The following is a 19,582-nucleotide window of genomic DNA, read 5'->3' on the forward strand; positions in this document are numbered from 1 at the left end:
CGGAGGCCGCACGCCCGGCGCGAGCGCTTGCGGCTGCATCGGACGCAGCGCCGCCTTGATCGAGGAAGGAGAGTCTGAACACGCGGGCGCCGAGTCCGGTCGTCCGATCGCGGGTGTCGGCCCCGCCGGCCGCGGCCCGACCTCAGGATAGGAGGAGGCGTGTGGTTAGTGCGCAACTCCCCCCTCGGACACAAGATCACGTCTCTGGCCAGCGGTTTTCTCGGGGTTCTACTTGCCTCGCTCGGTATGCCCTGGTGGCGGGCGTGGGGGTTCAAGTCCCGCTGGGACACGCCAGTGCGGGGCGGCGCACGAGTCCGGGACGGTTGCTCTTCGGAGCGACTATCTTGCTCGCGAGCGATTTGATCTGTCGCCTGGGCCGCTTCGGCGAGATCTTCATGCTCCCCGATCCGCGGCCGTCGGGGACCCGGCCAAGCTTTTTGACATCGATGTGCAGCAGATCTCCGGGGTGGGGACGTTCGTAGCAGGACCCGGAGTGTCGGCGCCGAAGCGGGGCGCCGCTGATCGGTTCGATCGCCGACAGGTGCGGCACCCGGTGGCGGGCCAGGACGCGGCCGACGGTGGAGGCGACCAGCCCGAGTTCAGTTGCCGGGAGCAGTGAGATCGCGGTCGTCACAGCTCCTGCGCTGCGACGCTGCTTCTGGGCGACCCGAGGCGGTGGTTTTTTCGAGTCGTCCTGGCCACGCGAGGAGGCCGATCGAAGCGCCTCGAAGTCAGCACCACTTAGTCCTCGGCGGCCTTGCGGGGGTTCGGGTGCGGTCCCGCCTCGACGACCACGTAGCCATACGGCGCCCGGCCGCCCTGGTGCCGCCCGTCGTTTACGACCCTGAGCGAGAAGGAGCATGCGGCGTCGACGTTCCGTACGGTGGCCGTGCCCCGTGGCTGCGATCGCCCGCGGCTCGTCCTGCGGCAGACCGAGGCGAGACGTGCGACCCCGGTCGGAAGGAGAGGTTGTCCATGACACCTCTCGACTGCTCGTCCCGGCCGCCGATGGCGCTGACGACATGCGAGTGCCGGTCGACCATGGTGAGGTATCAACCGGCACTGATCACACAGTTACGCCACGGAGGCCGTTTCGTTCTCCGGAGTCATCGGGACGCTCGTGACCGCCGGTGCCTCGTTCGGCATCAGGATCCACAGGACCGGGTAGATGAGGAGCTGGCTCCCCGGCACGATCAGGAGGATCAGTACGAACAGCAGCCTCGCGGGCCACGGGGCGAGGCCGAAGCGGCGGCCCAACCCGGCGCACACGCCGGCCAGTACCCGACCGTCCTGCGGCCGGACAAGGCCTGCGTGGTGGAAGGTCGAGTGGATGGATTCCATTAACTGATCGTTCCTCTCTGCGTTCTGCAGTCTGAGTGTGGTGAACCGGACAGGACTAATCCTGCGCTCCGCTTCACCCGAAACCATCAGGGACGCCCCCTGGCCTGACCCGGAGACTCCTGGACCCGGTGAGTCAGGGGTTGGCCCAGCGCTACGCGCCGGGCCACGGACCTTGCAGTCCCTGAGAGAAGCTCGACTCAAACCACGAGGACCGAGTCCGATCCGTCGGACTCAGCTACGTCTGGGTCTTGTCAGCCTCGAGATTTCAGCTCCAGTAATTGGGTGAGCCTGAGCATCTACATCCAGGCCGCTGGGGTGGACGAGCATTCGCCAAAATACCCTGACGTACGGCTATCCAGTGGAACCAAGTAGTGGCGTACTGTCGCCGAACCCCCCGACTCTCTTGCTGGAGATTCCTCGTCGGGGCTCGGCACCGAAAGCCGGTACGAGAGCGACTGGATCGGCTCGCCAGCTATATAAGCCAGCACGCAGGTAGGGCGCTCGGCTGGCCTCCGTCGTGCTCGGTGAGGTCAGTGACGATCAGCGGCGCCATGTCGTCCGCGTCCGTGGACGGTTGCCTGCCGTCACCCTGAGCTGCGCCGACGCTATCGACGGCCGGCACCGGAACGGCTACCGCGGGGCCCGCCCGCCCCGGGACGGCTGCGCCCGCACCTTCCCGAGAAGCTGTCGCCGCAGATCAAGCTCTGGGCCGTGCCGGTGTACCGGCTGGTCTACGACCCGGACGGGCGTCCGGTCTGGGAGCGGCTTCAGGGTCAGTGGCGAGCCGTTCCGCAGCGCAGCGCCTGCCGTGACGGTCCGGGCCGCGCATCCGACGACGCTGCGGAGGGTCGTGACCTCGCGACCGTCGAGCGCGAGATGGGCACTGAAGCAAGGCCGGTAGGTCTCGGCGCATCGGAGGGGCGGCGCGGGCGCGACTACGGGAGCTGCTCGGCGGCCAACCGGTCCAATCCCGCGCGGCACATCTCCAGCAGTCCGGCCACGACCTCGTCGATGATCTTCTCCATGTCCGCGTACGGGGGGTGAAAGCTCGCCGCCACGTCGTCGGGTCGCTCGCGCCCGAACTCGATGGTGTAGGGGTAGATCACGGGGCGCGCCGGGTCCAGGATGTGCCGGGCGAAGGTCCAGTCGTCGGAGGTGCCGGAGGTGCCGTAGAGCTGCGCGCCTTGCTGGACGGTGTAGCGGCGGCCATTGACGGACTCGACGGCGTCGCGCATCCGCTCCCCGATCTCGATCAGGTGTCGGCGGTGGCCGGGGTCGAGGTACTCGCCGTAGCGGCCGGCCTGTGGGTGCCCGTTCTGGGCGAGCAGACCGCGCCTGCGGTCGAAGGCGGGGTTGCGGAAGTTCTGCTCGGGCTCGCTGGACTGGTTGTCGTCGTCGCCCCACGGATAGAGGATCAGCTCCGAGAAGCTGTGCACATCGGCGAGGAAGCGGGTGGTGGGGTAGCGGTCCACCAGCCAGGCGACGTTGCGGGTTTCCGGCTCGGAGAACGCGTCCGGCCCGTGGTAGGTGTCCTGGCCGGGCGCGTCGGACACCGACACCTCGCCCCGCGCGAGGGCTCGCGGGTCGAAGTAGCGGCGGAAGTCCCACAGCCAGTCGTAGTTGCGATTCACGTCCACCCCGCCGACCGGCGACGGACGCCGGTTGGTGCGCCACAGCTCGTTGCCTCCGGGGTGCATCGAGTACGCCCGTCCGTCCGGGTTGACCTGCGGGAACACGACGACGTCCAGGCCGCCGACGATCCGCTCGACGTCCGCCGCCGACACCGTGTAGCCAGGCACGGCGATCTCCGCACCGGCCGCGGCGGCGGCGGTGAGGCGCTCCAGGAACGACACGAGGATGTCCGGCCCGCCCCACTCCCGCGCGTGCACGCCCGCGACGAGGACGACAGTGGGCCGCGCCGTCGCCAGGTCGGCGGCCACCCGCACCGCGCGGCAGACTCGGTTCTCCCACGTGCGGTGCGGCACCGTCACCAGCTCGGTGAACCCTGGATGCGTGGCCGCAACGACCTGCAGCGCCGACTCGACCTCCCCGACGTTGAGGTAGGGCATCTCAGCGCCCGGCCAGCCGGCGCAGCGCCTCGGCATACCGGTCGCCCTCGCCGACCTCGGCGAGCCGCTCCGCGCGCCCCTCGGCGAGGTCGGCATGCCGCTGCACGGTCGCGCCGGCGGCGGTGAGCGCGTCGATCTGCTCGTCCGTGGCCAGCGCCGCGACCCCGTCCGCCACGCTCATCTTGCGAATCACCTCCGCGCCGGCGTCGACGGCGACCTCCGCGGCCGTCCGCGACGGGTCCCCGGACACGACCGTCACGTGGTAGCGCGCCATCCCACGATGCTCACCGCTCGCCGACACCAGCGCAACCGGCGTTAGCGGCGGGACCGATCCGCCTTACCCGCGACGAGCCGGGGGCCGCCCGGGGTGACCGTGGCACCGTGCGCGGGCGACCCCCGGGGATCAGGACGCGGCGCGCAGCCCCGCCGGGCGCGGGGCGACGACACCGGCCGCCATAACTCGCCAAGAAGACTCCGAACGTAGTAGATGAACAGGACCGGAAACAGCAATGGGAGCAGCCGATCGGCGCCCGTCGCTGTCGCCTACTCGTCTCCAGGTTTCAACAGCCCCAAGGTGGGTATCGCCGTGGCGCGGAAAGGAGAGGTCCGGACTAGGGCGTGGTAAGCCGAAGTTGCTCAAAACAACTACAGATGTGCTGACACCTGACGGACGACCACCATCTCCGAAATGCCCAATGATCGGAAGAGGGCGCAAAATGACGACGCCGGTAGAGTGTGTGATCCTCGACATCCCGGACGGACTGCGTCTCAACCTGCTGGGTCTCGTCGTCGAAGTCGGTCGGATCCGGATCGTGGCTGACCGGTCCGGCCTGCTCGGCGCACTCCTCGCCTCCTTGACATGCGGTGGCGCGGCGGCGGCGGACAGACTTGAGGAAATGGCACAGATGATCCGGGCTCAGGAGGAATTGGCGCGAGAAGGCGGGCAGCCAGGGCCGGAACCAGCCCCCGCTTCGTAGCGGCTGGACTAGCAGGGGGTCGCGCGAGGGTGCGCGCGCTTTGCAGAAGGGCCCGCAGTGACCGGGGATCGATTCATCCCGTTCCGCAGGACCAGCATCGTCACGATGTGTGCGGATGAGGTACCGGCTGAGGAGCGGGAGTCGTTCAAGGCCTTCGCCGAGTTGCTGGCCAGCCTGCTGCACCATGAGTTCCGCGCCCGGCTCGAAGCACTCAAGGACGCCTACTACCCGTTCAACCCGGACACCGACACGCGCGCGTTCGACGCCGACGCGCGCACGTCCGTCGAGTTGGGCCCCACCGAGCATCAGGCGGCGCAGCAGCGTCTGGTCGACGAGCTGACCGCCCTTGCCGAGCACGCGAACTTCGAGCGCATCAGCACCGACGACCTCGACCGCGCGTTCGTCGAGGAGTCGTTGATGAAGGTCCGCCTGGAAGCCGACTTCGACGACTTCGAGCATGTCGTGTTCTACCGACGTGGCGAGCACACCCGCCAGGAGGAGGTGAAGCACCTGTTCGGGCTGCGCCGCCGGACCATCGAGTTCACCAACTACGCGAAGGTCCTCGTCTATGTGAAGTTCAAGGACGCGGCCCACTTCGAGGCCAAGGGCAAGGATGTCGACGATCTGCCGTTCAAGGCGGGGTCGACGATCATCAAGCTGTTCCAGGACGTGCCCCGCGCCGACCTGGAGATGCTGTTTCCCAATGCGCGGGTGCGGATGCGCCTCATCGACAAGTTGCTGATCGGCGTTCCCGCGGTCGTCTCCGGGATCATCGTGGTCGTGACCAAGCTCATCGCGGCGCTGATCCCGGTGTTGTTGCTGCTGGGGCTCTGGCTCGGCGTACATACGGAACCAGTCCAGCTCAATCAGGGCCAGCTTGTCGCGCTCGGAGCAGCCCTGATGGCCTTCGGTGGCTACCTGGTGCGCCAGTTCAGCAAGTTCAAGAACCGCAAGATCCAGTTCATGAAGGCGCTGTCCGAGAACCTCTACTTCCGCAACCTCGACAACGACGCGGGCGTGTTCCACCACCTGCTGGATGCGGCCGAGGAGGAAGAGGTCAAGGAGGCGGTGCTCGCCTACCACTTCCTGCGCACCGCCGGGCAGCCGCTGACCGCCGCGGAGCTGGACCGGCGGATCGAGGACTGGTTCGCCCGGCGGTGGGAGGCCGCCTTCGACTTCGAAGTCGACGACGGCGTGGGCAAGTTGCGCCGGCTGCGGCTGGTCGACGAAGACGGACAGGGACGGCTTACCGCAGTGACGCTGGACGAGGCCAAGCGCCGCCTGGACGAGATCTGGGACAACCTGTTCGCCTACCATGCACCGCCGCGCGCCGCCGAGGCCTGAGGCTCACGGGCCGCACGCCGGCCTTCAGACCTCGGCCGCGCCCAGCGCTCGCGGCGCACCCGGTTGCGCCAGCGCTCGTACAGCGGCTCCGGGGAGATAACCGACCAGCCCGACGCCCGCAATCACCGACCTATCCGCGTGGGCGGCGTTTCGTCGATGGCCCGAGCGTGGAAAGCGAGGGGTATGCAGCAGGACGTCCGCGGGCGCGTCGAGTTTGTGCACCGCTGCTGGCCGGCCGACCTCGCGCAGCTCGTGCTACAAGGCCGCCGGAACTCTTGCTGGGCACCGGTTGGCATGGCAGCTCTTTGAGGGCGCGCCGAGGGTCATGCGGGCAGCCGGGGCCTCGGCACTGCCGGCTCCTGTGGCCGAGGCCTCGGCGGCGTCGGCTCCGGACCAAGTAGTGCTCGCAGGTAGCCGGCCAGCTCGACGGCGGCGCTGTTGATGTGCCCGCACGTCTCCGGGGCGTACTGCTGCTTCCGGACCTCGACGAGCAGCGCCCGCAACTCGCGGACATGCTCCGGGCTGATCACTACGCTGCCCGGCTCCGTTGCCGGGATCGTGCCGCTCATGCCCACGGGCGTACCCGTCACCCCTGATCAACAAGGCAGGCACGCGCCGATATCGAACAGCCTTGTCCCTACCGAGTTCCCATGACCCTTCTGCCGATGGGAGCCGCGCCGCCGATCTGGCGGGATCCGCGGGCGGCTCAGTCACGCCGTCACACCCAACTCGCGCTGCGCCACCGAACGCACGGCCACCCCTGCCTGCGCGCGCCGCCGGATGCCCGGCTGACCGCCCTGCTCCGCACTCGCGCCGAGAGCGTCCCATTCCTGATCGAGGAGCTCTGGGGGGCCGGGCACCGGGCTGGGGGACCGATCCGTCGTGCCAGCCACCGTCGCCGAGCTCACCCGGTTCCGGCTCACCGCGCTGCCGGACACGGCGCGGCGCATCGTGCCGTTCGCCGCGTAGTGGGTGCGGACCGCTGCCAGGCCGCGCCCAGCAGCACCGTGGAGATGGCCTGCTTGAAGCCCGGTGTGGGCGTCGGAGACCACCAGCTGTACCCCACGAGGCCGCGGGCCTTGAGGCTGCGTAGGAACGCGGTCCAGAACGCGCCGTCCTCGCTGTCGCCGACGGCGAGCCCGAGGACCTCGCGCCAGCCATCAGCGCGCACGCCGGTGGCGATGACCACCGCCCGGGAGACGACTCGCCGGTTCACCTCCAGATCATCGAGTGGAAGAAGGGCGCCTGAGACCAGACGTTCTCGCGTGCGTCGGAGCCTCTCGCCGACCGGGCACGCTGTTGTGTGTCGGTTGGCGCCACACACAGCAAAGAGCCGCTTCGCCGGTTGGCAATGAACAACTGACGCTCCGTCAGTCGGCAGTTGGCCCGATCCTCAACGTAGGACGACGCGTGTGGTTAGTGCGCAACTCCCCCCTCGGACACGCCCGTTAGTCACACGCGGCGCGAGCAGGACCTCTACCGCTCGACCGTATGGTCGTAGCGGAGGTCCAGACTCAGCTCGTGGTGCAGCCGTTCGAGGCGGTCCGGCTCCGCGTCCTCCAACGCCGCACCGACGTCACCGAGTGAGTCGAACATCGCGTGGACCTCGGCGTCGGTGATGAGAGTCGGCGCAGGTGCACCCTCCTTGCACCTCTCGTGACCCATCCGAGCCGTTCACCTTGCGACCATCGCCATCGCGCTCGTAGCTGTACTCGTAGCTGTACTTCTACGGCCGCATGTGGACGCGACGGCCTGCGTCGTTCGCTTCCGGTTACTGTCGCTCTACATGTCGTGACGACGGCGGGACGATCCCTCGTCAGCGCGGGATCGCGCTGGTTCCCCGTCCGGCCCACACGAACGCCCTGGGCCACAGCCCACGTGACTGCCCGCGCCACGGCCGCCCTGGAGGGGGCCGCACCGGACACGCCTGCAGATCGGCGCGGCTCGCCGGCGTGTCAGACATCTCCCCCTGGCCCCTACAGCCGTACTGGTGTACTGCATACAGTCAACGGCGGAACCAACGGCACAGCCAGGGAGGACCCAGGCCATGACGGACACAGTCGCGGAGGCCGCGGAAGCGGGGGGCGACGACACGGCTGCCCTGACGGACGGGATTCACCTGGTCGTCGACGCGCTGAAGCTGAACAGGGTGGAGACGATCTACGGTGTCGTCGGCATCCCCATCACGGACCTGGCGCGCCTGGCACAGGCGTCCGGGATCCGCTACATCGGGTTCCGGCACGAGAGCGACGCGGCGCATGCGGCCGCGGCTGCCGGGTTCCTGACGCAGAGGGCGGGGGTCTGCCTGACGGTCTCCGCGCCGGGATTTCTCAACGGCCTGGTCGGGCTGGCGAACGCCACCACGAACTGTTTCCCGATGGTGCAGATCTCCGGCTCCAGCGAGCGCCACATCGTGGACCTGCAGCGCGGGGACTACGAGGAGATGGACCAGCTGGCGGTCGCCAAGCAGCTCTGCAAGGCGGCGTACCGGGTGTCACGGGCGGAGGACATCGGACGGGGCATCGCGCGGGCGATCCGCACGGCGGTGAGCGGCCGACCCGGTGGGGTGTACCTGGACATCCCGGGGGCGGTGCTGGGCGAGATCATCGACAAGGACAAGGGCGAGAAGTCCCTCTGGGAGGTCGTGGACCCGGCGCCGAAGCAGATACCCGACGCCACGGCCGTCGACCGGGCCATCGAACTGCTGGCAGGCGCGCAGCGCCCGCTGATCGTGCTCGGGAAGGGCGCGGCGTACGCGCGGGCCGACGACGCGATCCGCCAGTTCGTGGAGTCGAGCGGAATCCCGTACGTCCCCATGTCGATGGCCAAGGGACTGCTGCCGGATGATCATCCGCAGTCGGCGGCCACCGCGCGGTCGCTGGCGCTGAAGCAGGCGGACGTCGTGCTGCTGGTCGGCGCGCGGCTGAACTGGCTGCTGGGGCACGGGGACGCGCCGCAGTGGAGCCCGGACGCGAAGTTCATTCAGGTCGACATCGCAGCGAACGAGATGGACTCGAATCAGCCGATCGCCGCTCCGCTGGTCGGCGACATCGGCTCGGTGATGGACGCGCTGGTGGAGCGCACGAAGCCCGGCCAGATCGCGGCACCTTCCGCGTGGCGAGATGCGCTGGCCGAGAAGTCCGCGGCGAACGTGGCGAAGATGGCCAAGCGGCTGGAGGCGGCGAAGACCGCGCAGCCGATGACGTTCCTGGGCGCGCTCCAGGCCATCCGCGACGTGATCGCCGAGCGCCCCGACGTGTACCTCGTGAACGAGGGCGCCAACGCCCTCGACCTCGCACGCAACACCATCCCGATGTCCGTGCCGCGGCACCGGCTGGACTCCGGTACCTGGGGCGTGATGGGCATCGGCATGGGCTACGCCATCGCGGCCGCGGTGGAGACCGGGCAGCCGGTGATCGCCATCGAAGGCGACTCGGCGTTCGGCTTCTCCGGTATGGAGGCCGAAGTCATCGCCCGCTACGACCTGCCGGTGATCACAATGGTGCTCAACAACAGCGGCGTGTACCGCGGTGACGACGCCTCCCCGTCGGGCGACCCGGCGCCCACGTACCTGAGTGCGCGGCACGACATCCTCATGCAGGCGTTCGGCGGCACGGGCTACCAGGCCACGACACCCGATCAGGTCGGCGAGATGCTGCGGAAGGCGCTCGCGGAGGGCAAGCCTGCGCTGATCGACTGCATCATCGACCCGGCGGACGGCACCGAGTCCGGCAACATCAAGCATCTCAACCCGAAGGGCCTCAACGCGAAGCAGTGATCCCTACATGGTCAGCGGCACCGTACTGGCCATCGGCTCCCGGTGCCGCTCCAAGGTAGCCCGACACCCCATACGCGGCTGGCGGGCGGAGCGCTGGTGACCAACATGGCGAGGGGCGCCGTCGGCCACCTGGATTCGGGCCGCCTCGCAGCACAAGCTGCGTGACCTGGGTCGAATCCCACGCGACGTGATCTTGATCGTTGAAGGGCGACGCGTGTGGTCAGTGCGCAACTCGGACACCACGGCAGAAGGCGAAGCTCCGATGCGGCCACATCGGGGTCGACCGTGGCAGCCCGGGCCTGGGCTCACAGCACGCTCGCCGAGACGACAGCGCGTGCGCCCAGGAACATGCCCAGCTTGTCGGCCGCAGCGTGCAGCGCGACGGTCTCGGCGGCGTCGAACGGCCGGCACAGCACCGTATCGAGCACGACGGTGTCGGCCCGGACCGTACGCCTCCAGCGGCCGGCCACCTGTGTGTCGACCACGATGACACCGTTCGGCAGTGAGGCCTTGCCCGATGCCACGGCCGCCAGGTCGCCGAGGTCGAGCAGGTACCTGCTCTGGGTGTAGCCGACGATGTACTCGTCGTAGGCCTGCAGCAACCGCACCGATGGGGACGGGGCCGGCGTGCGGGCGTTTCCCGGCGCGGACCAGAAGGTGATGCCGTCGACGTCGGTGCTCTCCAGCGCGTCGCCGGCGAGCGACAGCCCGGTGGCGATGTCGACACGCGTGAGGCTGGACCACCACGCCAGGTCCTTCGCCGTCGCCGGACCATGACTGGTGAAGAACCGGCCGACCAGCTCGGCCAGCGCCGCCTCGCGCTCCAGGCTCGCCGCCCGCGGGACCCGCTCCTCCAGCAGCGCGTACGTGTGCTGTTTCCCCCGCAGCGGGCCGCTGCAGACCATCCGCTCCAGTTCGGCGTGGATGAGGATGTAGCCGAGCCGGAACCCCGTCGCGGTGATGCCATGGCGGGCGAGCAACGCCGCGATCTCGGTGCGAGTGAGGTGGTGCCCGTCGGCGACGGCGTCGGCGATCAGGTCCGTGGTGCGGCGCAGCAGCGGACCGTCGAGCTCACCCCGCCGGTAGGCATAGGTGTTGAGCGCGTGGATCCGCGGCGCCGTCAGTTCCAGCAGCCAGCGCAAGTCGGCGGGGGCCACGAAGTGCCACGTCGGGCGTAGTACGTGCGTGCGCAGGATGACGCCGTCGTCGAATGCGCGATCGAGGTCTGCGTCGGTGACGCCGGGGCCGAGCCGCTGGGCGAGCGCCCACTTCGCCGGGTGGTAGTCCTGAGACTGCAGCCCGCCGAACCAGCCGACCACATCGGCGGCGTCGGCGAACGGGGCCGGCTGCGCGCCGCCCAGGCCAACGGCGCCGGTGCGGCGGTGGGCCAACTCGAGCCCCTCCAGCGTCACCGCTGCCCGCCGGCGGGCTGGGTGTGGTCGGTCGGCCGATCCTCGCGGTCCCGGACGCCGGCGAGCCGGTCGGTGGTCATGCGGATTCTCCCCACGGTTGGGTTCGGGAGTGTAGATCTGGCCACCGGCAGGATGCGAAATCTCCGCGCAGACCGGTCGGCGGGTAGCTCACGGAGTGAGTGTGGACCCACCAACAGGACAGTCCGTCCGCCAAAGAGGACGGCGGGCCAGCCCTCAGAAGTGAATCAGCCATCCGCGCCGAGACCACTTATCCCTGGAGGCCAGGACGGGAACAGTTATCCGAGGAGCACGCAACGGGTGAACTGTGTGCAAGCCCCCCGGACACAGGATCGCGCTCCTGGAGCGGTGAGCTCGGCGCTGGTGTTGGCCCTCACAGGGTGCGCGGCCGGGCAGCATGCGCAGACCAGCGTGCAGGTCACGATGACCGGCGGGGTGGGCGGTCGACTCGGCTCCCTGGTCGTGCGCGACGCCTTGGTCACCTACGACGGGCCGGTCCCCGGCGACGAGGTGTACCGGCCGGGCGAGACAGCCCCGCTGCAGTTCACGATCGAACGACGCCACCAGCCGGATCGACGACGGGCTGCGCCCCGACCGGCTCGTTTCCGTGAGCAGCCCGATCGCAGAATCCGGCCGGATCGTCGGGGACACGCGGGTACCGGATGGGCACGTGCTCACTGCGGGCTAGAACGAGCCACTGTCGGCCATCGCCCTTCCCGGAACCACCGTTGCGCAGGTCGCGCTGGTCGGTCTCACCGAGCCGATCCGCGCCGGCCTGACTTACCCGGTCGTGTTCACCTTCGAGCACGCCGGCTCACTACGCCTCGAGCTCCCCGTGGAGAACCCCGGCATCCTGCCATCGCGAGCCCGCCAACCCGAGACGGCCGGGATCGCGACCGGCTGACCAGCTGAGCGCTTCCGCGAGGGCGCGAAGCTCGCGGACTGATCGGGCTCCGGGAGCCCGTCCGCATCGAGCACGCATCAAGAAACGATCGCTTCCCGACACTGCGCCTCCCCCAACGGTCGGCCCGAAGCCGGAATGGTGGCGGCGCCCGCCGGGGGGTTGGCGGGCGCCACCATGGCCCCCTGGCCGGTGCGAGTACGAGGGGCATGTGCCCGCCCCGTCCAAGGGTTGGAGGGAGGTCGCTCGCCGAACCAGGGAGTGTTACGCGTTGCTCGCACTCGATCAGAAGAAGTACCGATCTGCTGCAGCTCGTAGTCCTCGATTGGTGACAGCACCGCCCCCCTTCAGGCCTTCGGGATCAGGATCCACAGGATGATGTACGCCAGCTCCCCAGCACCGACCAACCCGAAGATCACGAATACGATGCGGACGAGCCCGCGCGGGACGCCGAACCGATCGGCCAGCCCGGCGCACACACCGGCGATCCACTTCTCCGACTGAGGACGCACCAACCGAGAGTTCGCCACACGAGCTGGTACCCCCCGTCGTCACCGCCCAACCCGGTGCCGATGGCGCAGCACGCCTCCGCCGCCACCCCCGAGCTCGTGCGTCGATGGTCGTCCGTGCCGTGCATCGTGGCCGCCGGCCAGCGCGACGTGGTGTTCCCGCCCGATCGGCTCGCCGTCGCCAAGCGTGATCAGCTCCGTGCCCGCCTGGTGACCGTGCCCGGTGCCGGCCACCTGCTGACATACGAACAGCCCGCCGCAGTCCTCGGCCTACTGGCCGAGCAGCATCTTCCACAGTGCTTACCGCACGGATTTCAGGCCCGACACTCCGGTCCGGCGGGTCGCGTCCGCGGCTGTGCCTTCGACGCGAGACCTGGCCCCAGACCGCACAGGATCCGAAGTCAACCTGGCCGGCGAGGCCCCGTTCGATCAAACACGATCACGCCATCCGGTAGGTCCCCTGTCGAGCACGAAGCCAGTGCAGGGCTGGGCCCGGTCACAACGATGTCCGGCTTCGACCCCACGGCGCGCCGTACGTGTCCGAAGAGCGACAGCACTGCGAATCCTCCCTGACGGCTCAACTGATCGCACTCTGCATGAGCCCTGGATGCTGTACGACAGGGTCCTCGCCTCGTGAGGGGTCAGAGTGAGCGAGATGCGTCCCGGCTCCGGTGCCACCCGTCCCTTCACGCTCGGGTCGGGCGCCGGAGTGGTCCGAGCGGCAGCGGGCGCGGCCGACGGTGAATGCTCCGCCCACGACCTGAGGCTGATGCCATCCCCGATGGTGCCCGCGGTACCCACTGCTGTTGCTCCTATTCCTTCCACGCCTCGAGGCGATCCAGCACCTTCGCCTCCACTTTGCCGCGGCCACGCTGCCGGTTCATCGGCGTTGTTCATCGAATTCAGGTCCACCGGATTGCCGGGCAGCGGCAAGGTCACCGGGTGCCGGGCCGGTCGCGTTGGCGCGGCGCCGCGCGAGAGGAGCACGGCACATCGAACAGGGACAGGCGGTCCAGCCGGGTAGAGATTCGCGACGATGCCGGCCGTGACGAGTCGGGCTACCGCTGGGAACTGTGCGGGTTCATTCACCACACCGGTGCTGAGCTGATGTCGGCCTCGCGGACACGATCGACCGATTACGGCTCCCGCCGGACCGTCTTCTCGCGGCTCCACCCCAGCATGGAGATCGCCGTGGCGAGTGACGCGAAGGCCAGCGCGCCTCCCGCAGCCCCCTCCATCGACATGACCATACCCGACGCCGATGCGACGACCATCGCGGTCGGGTACGCCCAGCTCGGCAGCTTGTACGCCCACTGCACCGAGTACCGGGACTCGCCGAGCGATACGTAATTGGAGGACGCTGCGAAGCACGGATCGTCGGTGACGAATCGATGCTGGATCTCATCCAACGCCTGTCGCTCCCGCTCACTGAGCATGACGATCCTCCTCGGATGGCCGCTCAACCGGTGCGCGCCGGATCCGGGCCGGGCATCAGGGGGCGACCGTGCTCACGGCTGGCGCGACTTCCACTCCAGCTGGGACGACTTCGCCCGGTCCAACCTCCTCGCCGCTGCGGCCGGTGACATCGGTTGCGGTCGGCCAACTTGGCCCATGAGGTTTGCCGACTCCCGGCAGGTAGCCGACCGGCACGCCTTCATGGCGGTCCAGCTCGGCTTGATTCAGAGCACCTCGGCCGCGCGCACGGCGAGCGCGTCGGACCATGCCGGCATCGGGGCGGTCGGGCGCGGCCACGGACACCGCGGCCGTCCAGTGCGTGTCCACCTTGACCTCACCGAAGGGTCCCTCACCTCCTCGTGCTCCGCACCACTCGCTGTCCGTAGGCGCAGCGTCACCGGTTTGTGGAACCCTCTCCGGGCAGGCTGGTTCATCTCACGTGTGATGTTCTGGGAGAGTTCGTGCGGTGCGGGACGAGCGCCGTCGCTCTGGGGCTGCTCCGTCGCAGGCGAGGGTGCGGCGGTGGCGTCGCCTGCTGGCCGACGAGCGGGAGGCGGCGCTGGTCTACCGCGAGCTCGCCCAACGCCGGGAAGGCGAGGAGCGGGAGATCCTGCTCGGGCTGGCCGAGGCCGAGGAGCGCCACGCCGCGTACTGGGAGCGCAGGCTGGGCGAACGAGCGGGCCGGCCGCGGCGCGCGACCCCGCGGGCACGGCTGGTTGGCGTCCTGGCCCGGTGGTTCGGCTGGGTGTTCGTGCTGGCACTGATCGAACAGGCCGAACGCCGCTCGCTCGCCGACCCGGACGCGGACGTGCCGGAAGCGATGCTGGCCGACGAGCGGATCCACGGCGAGGTGGTACGCGGGCTGGCCGCGCGGGGGCGGGCGCGGATGTCCGGCACGCTGCGGGCCGCGGTCTTCGGGATCAACGACGGGCTGGTGAGCAACATCGCGCTCGTCCTCGGGGTGATCGGTGGTGGCGCCGGCACCGTGACCATCCTGTTGACCGGGCTGTCCGGGCTGCTGGCCGGCGCGTTGTCGATGGCGGCGGGCGAGTTCATCTCGGTCAGCTCGCAACGTGAGATGCTGGCCGCGTCGAAACCGGACGAGGCGGCGAAAGCCGCCGTCCCCCTGCTCGACGTCGACGCCAACGAGCTCGCCCTGGTCTACCGGGCTCGGGGGATGTCGGCCGAAGAGGCAGAACGTCGCGCGGACGCTGTGCTGCGGCACGGCTCCGTCGGCGCCAGGTCGGACAACCCCCGATCCCATGGCGCCGAGGTGGTCGGCAGTGCCACCGGCGCGGCGTCGTCGAGCTTCGCGTTCTTCAGCGTCGGAGCCGTGATACCGGTGCTGCCGTTCCTTTTCGGCGTCGAAGGCGTCGCCGCGGTGGCGGTGGCCGCCGTGCTCACCGGGATGGCGCTCATGCTCACCGGCGGAGCCGTCGCGGTGCTCTCCGGGGGACCACCGCTGCGCCGCGCGCTGCGCCAGCTCGCGATCGGCACCGCCGCCGCGATGGCGACCTACCTGCTGGGAACGGCGTTCGACGCGGCCATCGGCTGACGCCGCAGTGATCTCCTCGGTATCACGCGGTGCGTTGCCGCCCGGCAGGAACGACGAGGACCGGGCACGGCGCGACCTGGAGCAGGCGGAGCGTGAAGCTGCCGATGAAGATCGACGCGACCGGTCCGTGGCCGCGGTTGGCGACGACGACGATGTCGGCTCCGGTCTCCTGGGCCAGGTCGGCGATCATCTGGGACGCATTGCGCTGGGAGGCCGTCAACAGCGCGAGTTCGACGTCCAGCCCCGCTCGTTTCAGGTCGTCGGCAGTGCGTTCGAGCGTGGCCCGCATCGTCTCGGCGCTGTCGACGAAGACGCCGGCGCGGTCGGAACCGACCATCTCCCCCGCATGCGCCACGATCAGCTTCGCGCCGCCGCTCTCCGCCAGTCCCTTCGCCACCGGGTACACCTTCTCGGCCGTCGGTGACCCGTCAGTCGCCCAGATGACCTTCTTGAGCATGTCTTCTCCGTTCCGGCACTCCTGCCTGTTTCGTCGGTTCCGGGCCTTCCCCCACGGCGATCCGACCGATCTCGGTGATCGTCCGGCGCCTCAGTAACGGAAGATGGCCGCGACGTCGCCGCCACCGGGCACCTCCGCCTCCGGCACGGCGTAGACGTGTCCGCGGCCGGACAAGGTGTCCACGGCCGCCCGGTCGAGCAGCTCGCAGTGACCGAACGCCTCGTCGATGCCGAGGCGGACCACCGCGGTTCGGTCGGTGAGCTGCTCCCAGCACCACGGCTCGGCGGCCAGGAACAGCGTCTCCACGCGCCCGTGCCGGGCGGACTCCTCGATCTTGGCCGGGTCATTCGACGCGAGTCCCGTGCCGTGCAGCCCTTCGAACCGCGCGATCGCCGCCGCGCGCTCCCGGCTCATGATCGCCTCGACGATGGGCCACGCCGCGGCGTGCAGCTCCTCACCCGACAGCTGATCGGGGTTCCGCCGGACCGCGTCCTCGGTGACGTGCGGGTATCCGTTGACGTCGCGATAGACCGAGATCAGCTCGTCCAGACCGACCAGGACCATGGGTAGGTCCTGGCCGGTCAGGTAGTCACGTACCCCGTCGGCAACCCGGCGCAGGTATCTGCGCACCTCGTCCTTCTTGACGTCGTCGTCGGCGGTGCCGTAGAAGACGGCGGAACCGGCCCGGCGGCCGGGAGCAACAGGGAAGGCCATGGCCTGCGACCGCGGCTCGGGCCGTTCGACGACGTCCCGCAGGCTCGTGGGCACGTCCGCGAGCTCGAGCTCTTCGACACGCTGCAGGCTGCCCTCGAGCAGACGCAGCCTGCGCTGGCTCAGGGCCAGCAGCAGGAAGTGGCCGTCCCCGGTGACGATGCGCAAGAGCGGACCGACGACGAACCGGTCGCCGATGGTGGCGACCTCGGGAACCCCGGCCGGGACGCGGAACATCCGGTGCCAGCCGGGGCGGAGGAACATCGCCAGGCCGTCGCTCATGTACTGCCAGGCTCGGTGGTCATCGCGCAGCTCCCACGCCGGGGCGAGCAGCTCGGCGATCTCCGCCGCCCGCATACCCTCTTCGGCCAGGACGCCCTGCACCCGGCTCACCATGTTCTTCCACCGGATGGGATCCGTCGCCGTCCCGGCGCCGAAGGGGTGTGTCGGGATGAACAGCGACAGGTGCGACTCCGGCCGGCCGCGATCGGCCAGCAGGTCCAGATCCGCCCTGGTCAGAAGATCCATGGCGCTCCTCGCACCCCTCTCCGTGCTCGACGCGGACCGGCCACGTCCACTCGGCGCATCCGGGCCGTCGAGCCGCTCAGCGGTCGGAGCCCGCCTCATCGGCGCGCGGGGCCGTAGCGGTGTCGTGATCGCCGCCCCGCCAGGTGCTGGGTGGATCGCTGGCGGGAAAGGAGTCCGGGCCGTTGACGTCCGGCTCGTGGTCGCGCGAACCTGCTTTCGGCTCCGGGGTCGCGCTCTGATCGGGCATGAGATCACACCCCCGTCGTGGGGTGGCGCTTGCCACGTGTCTAGCGTTGCCCACCCTGCCAGACGAGGGCCGGCGCGACCACTTGGAACGGCCGGCTCTGCACGGCGTCCCGCTATGGGGCAGTCGACGACTCGTCGCACAGCACCCGGCCAGGCTGTCGCCCTCACATACTGGTCGGCGGACCAGCTTCTGCGCGTCCATCCGGCCACCGCGCTGACCGACGAGGAGCTGGCGCCGCATCTGGCGGGACTCCTGAGCGCTGTGGGCCAGGAGCTGGAGGCCGGCCGCGCGTCGGTACCGACGACGGTGCGATGTGCCGCGGTGCAGCTAGCCACTCACATCACGCGGCGGTGGTCGATCCCGGGCCCGCCGCCTGGCGGCGCTGGCGAGCCGGTCGAGCGCACTGCTCACCGCGCCGATCACGCGACGGGCATCCCCTTCAGCCGGTCCATCCGGCTCGGCCGCATGGGATGACCGCGAACCCATCACCGCCGGTCCCATCGCGTGCCGAAGCCGTGGACGTGGGTGCCACGGCGACTACGGGTAGCACACGCGCTCACCCACGGGGTCGCCGGCTTCCGCCCCGATGGAACTCGTCAGCGGCCTTCCGGAGCGCCCGGGCCGCGTGCCGCTCCTGCCGAACCACTTGCACAGTGCCACTGGGGTAGCCGGCTTTCGTCGCTCGCCGCTCGGTGGCCTCGTAGAGGAAGACGAAGGAGTACATGAGCCCGATCAGCGACCAGCACGCCCATGACTCGGATCCACAATGGGCCCGGAATCAGCACGAGTAGGATCACCACGACCGGCACGAGCTGGGTCAGCAACCGTGCGAGGTGGCGTAGCGGCCAAGTGCGGCAGGTGAGGTCGTACAGCACCCATTCCCGGTGCGCTGCCGGAAGCCGGCCGCCAAAGGCGTACCACAGCCAACGGGCGGGTCCCGGTCGCCGGGACGAGACCGGTCGCGCGTCGGAGCCACTCATGACGCCGCTCTCTTGGCGTGCTGTCCACCGTCTGGTGCGCCGCCGACTCGTACGAGAGAAGGTTGATGACGCATGGCCTGGCTCCGACTGTTCGCCTGCGGTTCGCCGTGGTGTTCGGTCGCGGTTCGCTGAGGCCGGCGACGCCACTGAGGCGTTGCGGCCTCAGGCACGTGAGTGCGCGAACACCTGCCACCGCCTGCGGGTTGCGGTTCACACCCGAGCTGGCAGCACCCCCCGCGGAGCGACAGCGCTCACCCTCGCCGCAACCGGTCCGGGTCGTATGCGGGGACGTGTCGCCCGCCGACGGGTGGTGTCGTCACGGCGTCGCGGCGCCGGCGCGCGGGCGTGGGGCGCTGGCGCTGGCGGTGGTGGCGGTACCGGCACACTGCGTGCACAGGATCCGCCGGACGCCCCGCGTCGTCTGGGCGACGAGGCCGATCAGCGGAGGGGCCACGCTGGTGGTGCGGGCGTGGTGGTAGCAGACGGCAGCGCTGCAATAGGCACACAGGGCGACCACCGGCTCCGGGCCGAATGAAGGGTCGATGCCGGCGGTCATGCAGTCGAGACAACGCATCGGATCTTCGTCCTCCTCGCGCGGATGCGACTGGTGACCGAGTCGCACTTGTCGCCGCTCGATCCGTAAGGACCGGGTCCGGCTCACTGCCCAATGTGCCCCACCCGTGAGCTCGCCGGCACCGCCGCCACACAGGCCAACTTGTCCCACCAGGGTTGCCGACACCCGGCAAACCCGTGGCCGAGCAACGCTACGGTGGACCTCTACAGCGAGGGCGGCTCTCCCTCGCGGGCCGGCCAGGATGTCCGCCGGTTGGCACGGGACGGTTGATGCGGCCCCATCCAAGTCAGCCAGGTCGCGACGGCGACCACCAATGCACCCCCCAGCGACCCGGCGACCAGCAGGAACACGGCGAGCAGAGCCGCGGCCCCGATTGCGATGCGCGCGCCTAGTCGGCCCGGACGCGACATGCGGGTCTGGCGGGCCTCGAATGCGCGGACGAAGTCGGGGTCCTCGGCCAGGAACTGGCGCTCCACCCCACGCAGCGTGTCCCGTTCACGATCATTGAGCACGATCCACCTCCTCGGGATGGTCTCCCGGCCGTGCCGTCTCGGTGCCGGACCGCGGCCAACACGACGGAGCACGACCTGACGGGGAAGAGTGAGCTGATCGAGGCCGATCCGCTCGGAAGGACCCGGCCGGTTCCCAGTGTGCTTGGCTCGTGGCCGCGAAGCAGTGCGAGTTCCCGGCCGGGAACATCGCTACCACGTTGCCGAAGACAGGCAA

At 69.6% G+C, this 19,582-nt stretch carries 19 protein-coding genes; 5 read left to right on the forward strand and 14 right to left on the reverse strand.

Annotation, left to right across the window (positions count from 1 at the left end):
* Nucleotides 1-1,074 precede the first annotated feature (1,074 nt).
* The 3 genes from FHX44_RS04095 to FHX44_RS04105 form a co-directional block, all read right to left on the reverse strand.
* On the reverse strand, nucleotides 1,075-1,341 hold the full coding sequence (locus FHX44_RS04095; RefSeq protein WP_147254236.1) for a PspC domain-containing protein: 267 nt from the start codon (nucleotides 1,339-1,341) through the stop codon (nucleotides 1,075-1,077).
* Between the two features lie 935 nt (nucleotides 1,342-2,276).
* Nucleotides 2,277-3,410 (reverse strand): M14 family zinc carboxypeptidase, encoded by a 1,134-nt coding sequence (locus FHX44_RS04100; protein ID WP_170308763.1) that lies wholly within the window; start codon nucleotides 3,408-3,410, stop codon nucleotides 2,277-2,279.
* A 1-nt stretch (nucleotide 3,411) separates the two neighbouring features.
* Entirely contained in the window at nucleotides 3,412-3,684 is a 273-nt protein-coding gene (locus FHX44_RS04105) for a hypothetical protein (RefSeq protein WP_147254238.1), read from the reverse strand.
* Between the two features lie 463 nt (nucleotides 3,685-4,147).
* On the opposite strand from FHX44_RS04105, the gene FHX44_RS04110 reads away from it, so the two are divergent.
* Entirely contained in the window at nucleotides 4,148-4,387 is a 240-nt protein-coding gene (locus tag FHX44_RS04110; RefSeq protein ID WP_147254239.1) for a hypothetical protein, read from the forward strand.
* A gap of 57 nt (nucleotides 4,388-4,444) precedes the next feature.
* Nucleotides 4,445-5,731: a TMEM143 family protein gene (locus FHX44_RS04115; RefSeq protein ID WP_147254240.1), complete on the forward strand. Its 1,287-nt coding sequence runs from the start codon at nucleotides 4,445-4,447 to the stop codon at nucleotides 5,729-5,731.
* Nucleotides 5,732-6,054: 323 nt separating this feature from the next.
* On the opposite strand, the gene FHX44_RS04120 is transcribed toward FHX44_RS04115, so the two are convergent.
* From FHX44_RS04120 to FHX44_RS04130, 3 genes are all read right to left on the reverse strand, one after another.
* Nucleotides 6,055-6,300 (reverse strand): hypothetical protein, encoded by a 246-nt coding sequence (locus tag FHX44_RS04120; protein ID WP_147254241.1) that lies wholly within the window; start codon nucleotides 6,298-6,300, stop codon nucleotides 6,055-6,057.
* Nucleotides 6,301-6,650: 350 nt separating this feature from the next.
* Nucleotides 6,651-6,947 carry a transposase gene (locus tag FHX44_RS04125; RefSeq protein WP_212612317.1) on the reverse strand — a complete coding sequence of 99 codons (297 nt, stop codon included), beginning with the start codon at nucleotides 6,945-6,947 and terminating at the stop codon, nucleotides 6,651-6,653.
* A gap of 260 nt (nucleotides 6,948-7,207) precedes the next feature.
* A complete protein-coding gene (locus FHX44_RS04130) occupies nucleotides 7,208-7,396 on the reverse strand; it encodes a hypothetical protein (protein WP_147254242.1) in 189 nt (62 codons plus the stop codon).
* 382 nt (nucleotides 7,397-7,778) lie between these two features.
* On the opposite strand from FHX44_RS04130, the gene oxc reads away from it, so the two are divergent.
* Entirely contained in the window at nucleotides 7,779-9,509 is a 1,731-nt protein-coding gene (oxc, locus tag FHX44_RS04135; RefSeq protein WP_147254243.1) for an oxalyl-CoA decarboxylase, read from the forward strand.
* Between the two features lie 305 nt (nucleotides 9,510-9,814).
* On the opposite strand, the gene FHX44_RS04140 is transcribed toward oxc, so the two are convergent.
* Entirely contained in the window at nucleotides 9,815-10,921 is a 1,107-nt protein-coding gene (locus FHX44_RS04140) for a winged helix DNA-binding domain-containing protein (protein ID WP_170308764.1), read from the reverse strand.
* Nucleotides 10,922-11,681: 760 nt separating this feature from the next.
* On the opposite strand from FHX44_RS04140, the gene FHX44_RS44410 reads away from it, so the two are divergent.
* A complete protein-coding gene (locus FHX44_RS44410) occupies nucleotides 11,682-11,843 on the forward strand; it encodes a copper chaperone PCu(A)C domain-containing protein (RefSeq protein WP_484291891.1) in 162 nt (53 codons plus the stop codon).
* A gap of 344 nt (nucleotides 11,844-12,187) precedes the next feature.
* Here the strand turns inward: FHX44_RS44410 and FHX44_RS04145 are convergent, their stop codons facing one another.
* Complete coding sequence (locus tag FHX44_RS04145) at nucleotides 12,188-12,352, reverse strand: PspC domain-containing protein (RefSeq protein ID WP_246170201.1); 165 nt, start codon at nucleotides 12,350-12,352, stop codon at nucleotides 12,188-12,190.
* A 1,133-nt stretch (nucleotides 12,353-13,485) separates the two neighbouring features.
* The gene (locus FHX44_RS04150; RefSeq protein ID WP_147254246.1) at nucleotides 13,486-13,785 is read right to left on the reverse strand and encodes a DUF3040 domain-containing protein; all 300 of its coding nucleotides are present in this window, start codon (nucleotides 13,783-13,785) and stop codon (nucleotides 13,486-13,488) included.
* Nucleotides 13,786-14,318: 533 nt separating this feature from the next.
* On the opposite strand from FHX44_RS04150, the gene FHX44_RS04155 reads away from it, so the two are divergent.
* Nucleotides 14,319-15,359: a VIT1/CCC1 transporter family protein gene (locus FHX44_RS04155; RefSeq protein WP_246170202.1), complete on the forward strand. Its 1,041-nt coding sequence runs from the start codon at nucleotides 14,319-14,321 to the stop codon at nucleotides 15,357-15,359.
* 22 nt (nucleotides 15,360-15,381) lie between these two features.
* Here the strand turns inward: FHX44_RS04155 and FHX44_RS04160 are convergent, their stop codons facing one another.
* The 5 genes from FHX44_RS04160 to FHX44_RS04180 all read right to left on the reverse strand — a co-directional run bounded on the left by FHX44_RS04160 (nucleotide 15,382) and on the right by FHX44_RS04180 (nucleotide 19,368).
* Nucleotides 15,382-15,816, reverse strand: coding sequence for a universal stress protein (locus FHX44_RS04160; RefSeq protein WP_147254247.1), 435 nt, complete (start codon nucleotides 15,814-15,816; stop codon nucleotides 15,382-15,384).
* A 90-nt stretch (nucleotides 15,817-15,906) separates the two neighbouring features.
* Nucleotides 15,907-17,055 carry a baeRF3 domain-containing protein gene (locus FHX44_RS04165; protein WP_147254248.1) on the reverse strand — a complete coding sequence of 383 codons (1,149 nt, stop codon included), beginning with the start codon at nucleotides 17,053-17,055 and terminating at the stop codon, nucleotides 15,907-15,909.
* A gap of 843 nt (nucleotides 17,056-17,898) precedes the next feature.
* The gene (locus FHX44_RS04170; protein WP_246170203.1) at nucleotides 17,899-18,282 is read right to left on the reverse strand and encodes a DUF5313 family protein; all 384 of its coding nucleotides are present in this window, start codon (nucleotides 18,280-18,282) and stop codon (nucleotides 17,899-17,901) included.
* Between the two features lie 316 nt (nucleotides 18,283-18,598).
* Complete coding sequence (locus tag FHX44_RS04175) at nucleotides 18,599-18,856, reverse strand: DUF2180 family protein (protein WP_147254249.1); 258 nt, start codon at nucleotides 18,854-18,856, stop codon at nucleotides 18,599-18,601.
* 203 nt (nucleotides 18,857-19,059) lie between these two features.
* The gene (locus FHX44_RS04180; protein WP_170308765.1) at nucleotides 19,060-19,368 is read right to left on the reverse strand and encodes a DUF3040 domain-containing protein; all 309 of its coding nucleotides are present in this window, start codon (nucleotides 19,366-19,368) and stop codon (nucleotides 19,060-19,062) included.
* Nucleotides 19,369-19,582: the final 214 nt, after the last annotated feature.

Origin of the sequence: Pseudonocardia hierapolitana (assembly GCF_007994075.1) — a bacterium.
Taxonomy (GTDB): Bacteria; Actinomycetota; Actinomycetes; order Mycobacteriales; family Pseudonocardiaceae; genus Pseudonocardia; species Pseudonocardia hierapolitana.

Coding starts and splice junctions, on each gene's coding strand:
- FHX44_RS04095 (WP_147254236.1), bottom strand. CDS start 1,341: ATGGAATCCATCCACTCGACCTTCCACCACGCAGGCCTTGTCCGGCCG.
- FHX44_RS04100 (WP_170308763.1), bottom strand. CDS start 3,410: ATGCCCTACCTCAACGTCGGGGAGGTCGAGTCGGCGCTGCAGGTCGTT.
- FHX44_RS04105 (WP_147254238.1), bottom strand. CDS start 3,684: ATGGCGCGCTACCACGTGACGGTCGTGTCCGGGGACCCGTCGCGGACG.
- FHX44_RS04120 (WP_147254241.1), bottom strand. CDS start 6,300: ATGAGCGGCACGATCCCGGCAACGGAGCCGGGCAGCGTAGTGATCAGC.
- FHX44_RS04130 (WP_147254242.1), bottom strand. CDS start 7,396: ATGGGTCACGAGAGGTGCAAGGAGGGTGCACCTGCGCCGACTCTCATC.
- oxc (WP_147254243.1), top strand. CDS start 7,779: ATGACGGACACAGTCGCGGAGGCCGCGGAAGCGGGGGGCGACGACACG.
- FHX44_RS04150 (WP_147254246.1), bottom strand. CDS start 13,785: ATGCTCAGTGAGCGGGAGCGACAGGCGTTGGATGAGATCCAGCATCGA.
- FHX44_RS04160 (WP_147254247.1), bottom strand. CDS start 15,816: ATGCTCAAGAAGGTCATCTGGGCGACTGACGGGTCACCGACGGCCGAG.
- FHX44_RS04165 (WP_147254248.1), bottom strand. CDS start 17,055: ATGGATCTTCTGACCAGGGCGGATCTGGACCTGCTGGCCGATCGCGGC.
- FHX44_RS04170 (WP_246170203.1), bottom strand. CDS start 18,282: ATGAGTGGCTCCGACGCGCGACCGGTCTCGTCCCGGCGACCGGGACCC.
- FHX44_RS04175 (WP_147254249.1), bottom strand. CDS start 18,856: ATGCGTTGTCTCGACTGCATGACCGCCGGCATCGACCCTTCATTCGGC.